9 protein-coding genes are annotated in these 8,473 nt (G+C 32.9%); 2 read left to right on the top strand and 7 right to left on the bottom strand.

The features are described 5' to 3' along the window. Positions 1–203 precede the first annotated feature (203 nt). Positions 204–872, bottom strand: coding sequence for a hypothetical protein (locus BM238_RS14135; protein WP_143093405.1), 669 nt, complete (start codon positions 870–872; stop codon positions 204–206). Positions 873–1,116: 244 nt separating this feature from the next. Between BM238_RS14135 and dcm the strand changes: the two genes are divergently transcribed. Then, positions 1,117–2,355: a DNA (cytosine-5-)-methyltransferase gene (gene dcm, locus BM238_RS14130; RefSeq protein ID WP_090082859.1), complete on the top strand. Its 1,239-nt coding sequence runs from the start codon at positions 1,117–1,119 to the stop codon at positions 2,353–2,355. Here the strand turns inward: dcm and BM238_RS14125 are convergent. The 3 genes from BM238_RS14125 to BM238_RS14115 all read right to left on the bottom strand — a co-directional run bounded on the left by BM238_RS14125 (position 2,331) and on the right by BM238_RS14115 (position 4,830). After that, positions 2,331–3,095 carry an Eco47II family restriction endonuclease gene (locus BM238_RS14125; protein ID WP_090082866.1) on the bottom strand — a complete coding sequence of 255 codons (765 nt, stop codon included), beginning with the start codon at positions 3,093–3,095 and terminating at the stop codon, positions 2,331–2,333. The genes dcm and BM238_RS14125 overlap by 25 nt on opposite strands. Before the next feature lie 288 nt (positions 3,096–3,383). Then, positions 3,384–4,193, bottom strand: coding sequence for a pirin family protein (locus BM238_RS14120; protein ID WP_090082856.1), 810 nt, complete (start codon positions 4,191–4,193; stop codon positions 3,384–3,386). A 49-nt stretch (positions 4,194–4,242) separates the two neighbouring features. Then, a complete protein-coding gene (locus tag BM238_RS14115) occupies positions 4,243–4,830 on the bottom strand; it encodes an isochorismatase family protein (protein ID WP_177205481.1) in 588 nt (195 codons plus the stop codon). A 244-nt stretch (positions 4,831–5,074) separates the two neighbouring features. On the opposite strand from BM238_RS14115, the gene BM238_RS14110 reads away from it, so the two are divergent. Next, complete coding sequence (locus tag BM238_RS14110; RefSeq protein ID WP_233742009.1) at positions 5,075–5,380, top strand: winged helix-turn-helix transcriptional regulator; 306 nt, start codon at positions 5,075–5,077, stop codon at positions 5,378–5,380. A 426-nt stretch (positions 5,381–5,806) separates the two neighbouring features. Here the strand turns inward: BM238_RS14110 and BM238_RS14100 are convergent, their stop codons facing one another. The 3 genes from BM238_RS14100 to BM238_RS14090 form a co-directional block, all read right to left on the bottom strand. Next, complete coding sequence (locus tag BM238_RS14100) at positions 5,807–6,703, bottom strand: NmrA family NAD(P)-binding protein (protein ID WP_090082841.1); 897 nt, start codon at positions 6,701–6,703, stop codon at positions 5,807–5,809. A 26-nt stretch (positions 6,704–6,729) separates the two neighbouring features. Then, on the bottom strand, positions 6,730–7,659 hold the full coding sequence (locus BM238_RS14095) for an alpha/beta fold hydrolase (protein ID WP_090082837.1): 930 nt from the start codon (positions 7,657–7,659) through the stop codon (positions 6,730–6,732). 81 nt (positions 7,660–7,740) lie between these two features. After that, the coding region (locus BM238_RS14090; protein ID WP_221404943.1) for a Crp/Fnr family transcriptional regulator at positions 7,741–8,473 on the bottom strand (733 nt) is incomplete at its 5' end.

Raw genomic sequence — 8,473 nt, 5'->3', positions numbered from 1 at the left:
AATAATAAAAAAAACAAGATGTAAATAAACTTTGATTTCAAGACGATATCTTTTTTAATATAGCAGGTAACGGTTGGGTATTTCTGTTGGCGGGGACTTTTTATAACAAGTCTTTGTAAATATAACAAATTGAACAATTAGCGAAAATCTTTATGATAGAAACTTCAACCCCGCTAATAGAAATACCGTGTTGTGCGATGTTTTTATATAAATTTTGATGATTCGAGAAGTTCTATTTTTATAATGAACATAATATTTCCTGGCTTTTTAATATTCCCACAATTATGTATTTTGATTTGATGAAGATTTTCTAAACTTCCAAGCGAATCAATGTTTTCAAGTTTTCTACAATCAACAATAGTTAGTTTTTTTAAATTAAGTAATTTTTCTATTCCTTCTAAATTCTCAATTTTAGACTGAAAAATTCCTAAATCTTCCAAGTTTTCTAAAGATAAGAGTAATGTCAAATTAATTTTTGAAAACTTTGTTATTGTTAAGTCCTTTAATAGTTTCAAACAATGAATATTTTTTGCTTTATTGCGCCAAGTAAAAACAAGTTTTTGTAGATTTAATAAGTTAGAAAAGTCAATTTCCTGGGCGTCATTTGATAACACATCAATACTTAAAGTATTGAGATTTTTTAGGTGTTTAATGGCTTGATAATTTATATTTTCATAAACTGAAACATAAAGCTTTTCTAGCTGAGGAAAATCTTTTACAAAGTCAATATTATTCAGTTTATAGTTTCCAATTCTTGCTGAAATAAGAAAATTAAAGATTTTATTTTTTTCAGCAAATCTTAGATTTTCCTCGATGGTATCAGAATTAATTTTTAAAAATATTGTGCCGTTAATTTCTAAAATTTCGTTCATCTTTCTGTATGTTGGATTAAAATAGCGCACAACGTTTTTCGGCTTTGCGTAGTGGCTCATTATTATCACAAATATTGATACGAAGAACCGAAGTTCAAATTTAGCAAAAAGTTTTATACGAAGCACTAAACCCGCCATTACGCAAAACCGATGTTATCTGTCGTTCTTTTTCGTCCGCTTGTTTTGGTAGTTCAAAATATTTCTCTAAATTTGTAACCATTGTATAAGGTTAAACTACTTGGTTATGAGTAAATATTTGTCATTAGCGGAAGCGTCTGAACTAATTGGAAAAAGTAAAGAAACGCTAAGGCGTTGGGATAGAGAAGGGAAATTGTCTGCTGTTCGTGAGCCTATGAGCAACTATCGTGTTTATCGAAAGTCAGAAGTACAAACTTTATTTTCTGATTTTATAAGTCAAGACACTATTGAACCATTTTCAAATTTTGTCGAACCCGAAAATGAGTACAAAGTTTTAGAGCTTTTTGCTGGTGCAGGTGGTTTGGCTGTTGGAATGGAAAAGGCTGGTCTAAAATGTGTCGCCTTAAATGAAATTGACAAATTTGCTTGTTCTACTTTACGAAAAAATCGTCCGAATTGGAATGTTTTGGAAGGCGATATTAAAGCCTTTGATTTTTCTGAATTCTACAATAAAGTTGATGTTGTAACGGGAGGTTTTCCTTGTCAGGCATTTAGTTATGCAGGAAAAAAATTAGGTTTAGCAGATGCTCGTGGAACTTTGTTTTATGAATTTGCAAGAGTTGTAAAAGCGGTCAATCCACCGATTTGTATTGGCGAAAATGTTCGTGGTTTGTTGAGCCACGAAAACGGTAAAACCTTGCAAGGAATGATTTCTATTTTAGATGAAATTGGTTACAATGTAGTTCCAGTAAGAGTTTTGAAAGCCATTAATTATAATGTTCCACAAAAAAGAGAACGATTAATTTTAGTAGGAATTAGAAAAGATATTGATTTGCAATACGAATATCCAAAACCTTATAAGAAAATTTATAACTTAAAAGATGCTTTGAAAAAAGGCGATTTGTTTGATGTAAATGTACCAAAATCAGACGGTGCAAAATATCCAAAAAGTAAAATTGAGGTGTTAGATTTAGTTCCACCAAAAGGATATTGGCGAGATTTGCCTTTAGAAATTCAAAAGTCTTTTATGGGCGGAAGTTTTCATTTGGGCGGTGGTAAAACTGGAATTGCCCGAAGAATTGGTTGGGACGAACCTTGTTTAACTTTAACTTGCAGTCCTGCTCAAAAACAAACTGAACGTTGTCATCCCGAAGAAACCCGACCATTTACCGTTCGTGAATATGCTCGCATTCAAACTTTTCCTGATAATTGGAAATTTGAAGGTTCTGTAGCACAGCAGTACAAGCAAATTGGGAATGCCGTTCCTGTAAACCTTGGAAAAGAAGTTGGTTATTCGATTGTTAAGTTTCTAAATCAATATTACAACTTGTCAAAACCCAAATAATAACTGTAATTTTCAAAAGTTATTTGGTCTAAAATACTACGTTTTGAAGTTTCTGTTTCTGATTTGATTTCATCAATGGCAGAATTTTCGGTGATGGAATTATTATGTTCGATAGAATGCAAATAGTCTTTAATTGCTTTTGGTAAAGCTTTATACAATTGCAAAAGTGCATCATCTTCACCCGAAAGTAAAGAGTAAAATTGGTCACCCGAAATTTTATAAACTCGGCTGTGACTATATTCTTTGCCATTGATTTCACCTTTCCAAAGTTCGATAAAACTATTTTTGGCTAAAATTTGAACCCAATAACATTTTGATTTTTTGTAGTCGTCTGCATAACGAGATAATTTTTGAAACAAACTTTCTGCCGAACTACTGTTCATCGTATTGTGTTTATTTTTGATGTCTGCAAACAAAGTTTCGTCTGTCGCTTTGATGTCAAAACCACTTAAATGACCAACTTCAAAACCTTTAATACCACCTAAAATTTGTTCGTGAAAAGTACCGATAGAATTGTTGATAGACTTATCAATTTGTCGTAAAATTTCAGATTGAATAAGGCTTTCTTCATCAATGTCGTTAAACTTTGCATCAAAGGTCAGTTTGATAGTATCAACTTTGTTTGAGTAAAAATTTCTTTTCGTAATGTTGTTTTTCGCCCTTAAATATGATTTGTTAAGATTTCCAACACACTCCAATAAATGTTCGTCTGATATAAAATTTACATACTTATTTTTCATTAAATCTTGTCGTTTCAATTCGGTCGCTAAGTTAATGTTGTTAGTCTTATGTTTTTCGGTCGTTGTTGTCAGCGCAATGGTCGGGTAGAATGACAGATAACGGTTTGCGGCTTTGCGGTCGGGCGGGATTTTTAGCACTAAACTTGATACGAAGAACCACAGTTCAAATATAGCAAAAAGCGTCAAACGAAGCACGAAACCCCGCCTGACGCAAAACCGCTGTTATGCGTTTGTGCTTTTACTTTATGACCAAATTGGTTTGTAGTCCAACGTTGTCGGTGTTTCTATTTAAAATAGTTCGCCTTGAAAGTCAATTTGTAAATTTGTGGTGTTAGAAATTCTTATTGCATCGTCTTTTTCTATGGATTGATTCTCCGCTAAACCTTGTCCATTAAGCACATAAAAAGTATAACTCATACTTTCGTTCAATGCAATTTCTTTTTTAGTCTGCTTGTCAAAAGTAAGTTTTTTGATGGTCAAATTTGGTGTTAAAGCTTTTGCTGAACTGTCTTTTCCAATATAATTTAACGTTGTAATTCCGTCTATTTTTATCGCAATAAAATCTTTGCTGTGGTAGTCAATATAGCTTGGTGTGAGCTTAACGGCTTCATAAAAATTAGGGTCAAACCATATTTGAAATGCTCTTGAATTTTTCGCAATTTTCTCTTGGTGCTGAATACCGCTATTTGATTGAATGATTTGAAAATCTCCTGCATTCAATGGTGTCCAAACTTTGGTAGCCGTGTCGTAATGTTCAATTGTGCCTTCAAATAGAAAAGTCATAATTTCAAAGCCTTCGTGTGGGTGTAAGCCAAATTCACAATGGTCGTTTACATATCCATTGCTCCAATAGTAAAGACTTGAATATGGTTTTACATTGGCTTTTCCGTTATATACTGGTTTGTTGGCAAAAAATTTTCCACCAAATATTACATCGTTAAACTGTTCCGACTTTTTAATTATTTGTATCATCTTATTACCTGATTTTGTTGCTTGTGAAAACATTTTTAAAGGGTTCAAAGTATAGAGTAATATTAAACTCAAAGATTGTTTGATAAAGTTTCTTCGCTTATTGAAGAATGGCATAAATCCTGACATAATTTTAAAATTTAAAATGAGGTGCGAAGCACCTCATTTTGTTTTTAATTTATTTACCCAATTTTGAAACTACTTCATCTATGCTAATTTGCATAGCCTTCTGTCCTTCTGGTGTTCCAAAATCAGGAAAAAGTTCAGCTAATACAGCATTTGAAGAATAAACTTTTACACCCATTTGTCTGAAAAAATCAAAACTAACTTCGTCAGCCATTTTGGTCATACTTCCCGAAGCATCTGCAATTACGATTACTTCGTAGCCATTATTTACAGCACCTTTTACTGTTTGTAACAAACAAATGTCTGTGGTAAGTCCTGCGATGATAAGTTTCTTTCTGCCTAATTCTTTTACTGACTTGTTGAAGTTAGGGTCAAGAAAACAATTAATTGTTCCGCCTCGTTTCACTCTGTTAGCATATTGTGTTGGTGCTACTTTTTGAATTCCTTCAAAAGTTTGCCCTACATAATCTTCCATAGTAGTTGTGATTAATAACGGAATGTTTAAATCAACGCCTAAGCGCGCCAACATTCTTAAATTGTTTTCTACTCCTTTTTTGTCTTGGCTGTAAATCCATTCCATAGTAGATTTTTGGTGGTCAACTAATAAGATAGCTGAATTTTGCGGTGTGAACTGTTCCATTTTTTTTGAATTTGTTTGTGAATAAACATTACTTGTGAAAATTGTTGCTAATAATAGCGTTGCGATTTGAAATACTTTCTTTGTCATTTTTTTTGAATTTTAATTGTGAATGATGACGCAAAATTACATAACTTTGCTTCCGAAAGTATAGTTGTTACCTAATGGTAAGTAGTTACCTTCAAGTAAGTATATTATAAATTAAATAGTTATGGAAGAAAAACAACAAGTATGTCAGTTTAAGTTAATGGCGTCTAGAGATGTTTTGGAAGTTATTCAAGGTAAATGGCGTATTCCAATAATCATTTCATTGACTTATGGAAATAAAAGATTTGGCGAAATTCAGAGAGATATTGCCGATGTTTCTCCAAAAATGCTTTCACAAGAGTTAAAGGCGTTGGAAATGAATAAGATTATTACCCGAACACTTTTTGACAGTATGCCTGTAACTGTTGAATATTCTCTAACACCTTTAGGGCTGTCAATGAATAAATTGTTAGAAGAAATTTTGGAGTGGGGAATTCATTTTCGCAAAGAAGTTGTCGGGAAGTAGTCGTCTGTTTATCGTTAGCACGGTCTCTCATAGCATAACGCATAACGGTTTGGGGCTTGGCGAAGTGGGGGAATTAGAAGCACAAATTTTCAATTTAGCACAAATGCCAAATAGAAGTACAAATGTTCAATTCAGCACTTCTGCCCCCATTTTGCCAAACCCTTGTTACCTGCTGCCCTTTTTTTTCGTCTCTTTTACTCCAATTCTACACAGTCAAAGTTGTAAATTTTAAGCAAGTATGTTACTTTTACAACGATATTTTTTTTACTATCAATACGTAAAATATTGTCGCAGTCTTCAAGGTCAAAATTCCATTTCGCTTTTTTGAGTAATTCGTCTAAAAATGGTTTTAGTTTTTTGACTACTTTTTTATTTGATACTGATGTCTTAAAAACATAAATCATAGAAATCGGTTTTGGATAAACCTTATTTCAAAAAAGTTTTAATGTAGTCTATACTTGATGTCCAAGAAAGTCCATTATAGCGATTATTTGCTAATTCATTATGTTGCCCTGTGAACATCGAATACATATATTGTCCTTGCTGAAATTTTGCATATAACTCATTTTCTCCTGCTGGGTTTTCTGCTCGTTGTTTTTTGATGAATGTTGCAAAATCTTCAATACTCGAAATTTGATGAATTTTAAATTCTTGCCCACTTATTTCTTTTACATCAGTCCTAATCATATTGGGGCTAATCTGAAAACTTGCAATATGCAAATTCCGTGGTGCAGTGTCATCTAAAGCCACTTCTGCTGTAAATGCCGCTGTGTCGTCCATTGTTGTAAAGTCTAATTTCCAATCTAATTTATCGCCCCAATAACCAATACTCTTATCTTTTAAATTTAAAATTGGTGTATTGTATTTTAGAATATCGGCAAAACAACCATTAAAGATAGATGTAGCTTGGATAGGTGTATTGTCAATGTATTTTTTGAATTCTCTGCGCAAATCAAAATTCCTATTTTCACCTTCCACTAAATTATTGTAATCAGAAGAGAAATCAGACGGAATAAACCTTGGTACACCTGCTTTGAGTGCTCCGTCTAAAATTCGTTTTTGCAAATCTACAATTACGCTACCCAAACCAGCCAAGGCAGACACAACACAACTAACACCTTCACTTGCCTTTGCAATAGCTTCAATGTCATTCATATCTACTTCAACAACTTTTACTCCTAACTTTTCGAGGGTTTCAATTTTTTCGGTGTCGGTTGAAGTACGAACAATTGCTTTTACTTCTGCACCACGTTTAATTAATTCTCTGGAAATTCTTTGCCCCAAATTGCCTGTTGCACCTGCAACTAAAATTATCTTATTCATCTTACTTTGTTTTATTTTTAAATTTATTATGAAGCTAAAAAGGGTAAGATAGCATCAAGTACCTCTTGTGGTTTTTCTTCAAAGAGGTAATGACCACTATCTAAAATACCAACAACGCTAACATTTTTTGCAACATACGGTAAACCCATATTCATATAATTGTAACTGATATAGCTACCAATTCCCAATACAGGCATTGTAAGTTGTTGATAGGTTTTTGTATCCTCAATATCTTGGTTAAAAGTTTGATACCAAGCGTTAGAAGCCCTGATGCTTTCTGTTTCATTATATGCAGCAGCATATACTTCTCTTTCAAGAGAGGTCATTTTGGTATCATCAATCATTACATAATTAAAAAGCCAATCCTGTAAGTATTTGAAACGACCTTCCAAAAGTTTTTCGGGTAATCCTTTTACTTGATTGAAACCCATCCACCAAGCATAAGGCATATTAGCATCCATTTTTTGGTTGAATGTGCCTGCCGCTGGCATCAAAGGCATTTGCATCATTCCTTCGCTTGGGTGTGAGCCATCTAATACGATTAGTTTTTCAACTACTTCTGGATGATTAAATGCTAAACTCATGGCTACCATTCCGCCAATATCATGACCCATTACGGAAACATTTTTTAGATTTAGCTGTTTTACAATACCAAAAATATCATTTGCCATTGTTTTTTTGTCGTAGCCTGATTTGGGTTTTTCTGAACTGCCCATTCCTCGTATATCAACTATAATTACATGGTATCTTTTTGAAAGTTGCATTGCAACTGGTTGTAAAGAGTACCAAGTTTGTGGCCAACCTGGTAAACAAATTAATGGTTTACCACTGCCGCCCTCCACGTAATGAAGTTTCACACCATTGGTTGTGATATACTTATTTTCAAAGCCGGGAAGGTTTTTGATTAATTCATCATCTGAATAATCATTTAATCTAACACTTGCATTTTCTTTCATGTCGATAATTTTTTATTTATTGATGACACAAAAGTATAGTGTATTTGAAGGGTTGAAACTACCAAAAGGTAGATAATTAAATCACTTGATGTTTTTTCTAATTCTACTTAAAGCATTTGGTGTAATGCCAAGAACCGCTGCTAAATCTTTAACAGATACTTTTTGTAACAATTCAGGAGTACTCATGAATTCTATGTATCTCTGTTCGGCGGATAAGGTTTGAAAATTTAAAATTTGGTCAATCATTCTGACCGACATAGCTTCCCATACCTTCCTACCAAATTCTTGCCAAACAGGAATATGACTATACAAAAAATCCATATCAGATTTATCAATTACCAATAGTTCTGTTTCTTCAATAGCTTGAATATTAAACCTTGATGGTTTTTGCGTATGCAGACTTGATATTTCCGTAAAAAATTCATTTTTAAAAACTACCCAAGTTGTATTTTCTTTATCAATTGTATCATAAAAAAAGCGAAGTCCACCCGATACTATAAAAAAGTATTGGTTCGCAATTTGTCCTTTTTTCAATATAAATTTTCCTTTGGGTACATTTTTCTCTCTAAATTTAGAAAGTATAAGTTTCAAATCTATTTCATCTATTCCAATAAATGTTTTGATAAAATGTTCAAATTTTTGCATTGATGAATTTATAATATTTTGACTATTAAATGTCAGTCTGTTCGGTTTAGTAAGGTGTTTGTTAGGGTTGCAGGTAACGGTTAGCGTATTGGCGATGGTGCGGCTTAAACGCGGAAACTTTCTAATTATAAATTTAATTTTGGAAAATCTGAAATGGTTAAACTTGCGG

This window comes from Halpernia frigidisoli, assembly GCF_900113805.1.
Lineage (GTDB): Bacteria > Bacteroidota > Bacteroidia > Flavobacteriales > Weeksellaceae > Halpernia > Halpernia frigidisoli.
Note: the sequence above shows the minus strand (reverse complement) of the source record. Positions and strands in the feature narration are given on the sequence as shown.

What these genes read in the sequence shown, in the direction of transcription:
- BM238_RS14135 (WP_143093405.1), bottom strand. Translation starts at nt 872, where the DNA reads ATGAACGAAATTTTAGAAATTAACGGCACAATATTTTTAAAAATTAAT.
- BM238_RS14120 (WP_090082856.1), bottom strand. Translation starts at nt 4,193, where the DNA reads ATGTCAGGATTTATGCCATTCTTCAATAAGCGAAGAAACTTTATCAAA.
- BM238_RS14100 (WP_090082841.1), bottom strand. Translation starts at nt 6,703, where the DNA reads ATGAATAAGATAATTTTAGTTGCAGGTGCAACAGGCAATTTGGGGCAA.
- BM238_RS14095 (WP_090082837.1), bottom strand. Translation starts at nt 7,659, where the DNA reads ATGAAAGAAAATGCAAGTGTTAGATTAAATGATTATTCAGATGATGAA.
- BM238_RS14115 (WP_177205481.1), bottom strand. Translation starts at nt 4,830, where the DNA reads ATGGAACAGTTCACACCGCAAAATTCAGCTATCTTATTAGTTGACCAC.
- dcm (WP_090082859.1), top strand. Translation starts at nt 1,117, where the DNA reads ATGAGTAAATATTTGTCATTAGCGGAAGCGTCTGAACTAATTGGAAAA.
- BM238_RS14110 (WP_233742009.1), top strand. Translation starts at nt 5,075, where the DNA reads ATGGCGTCTAGAGATGTTTTGGAAGTTATTCAAGGTAAATGGCGTATT.
- BM238_RS14125 (WP_090082866.1), bottom strand. Translation starts at nt 3,095, where the DNA reads ATGAAAAATAAGTATGTAAATTTTATATCAGACGAACATTTATTGGAG.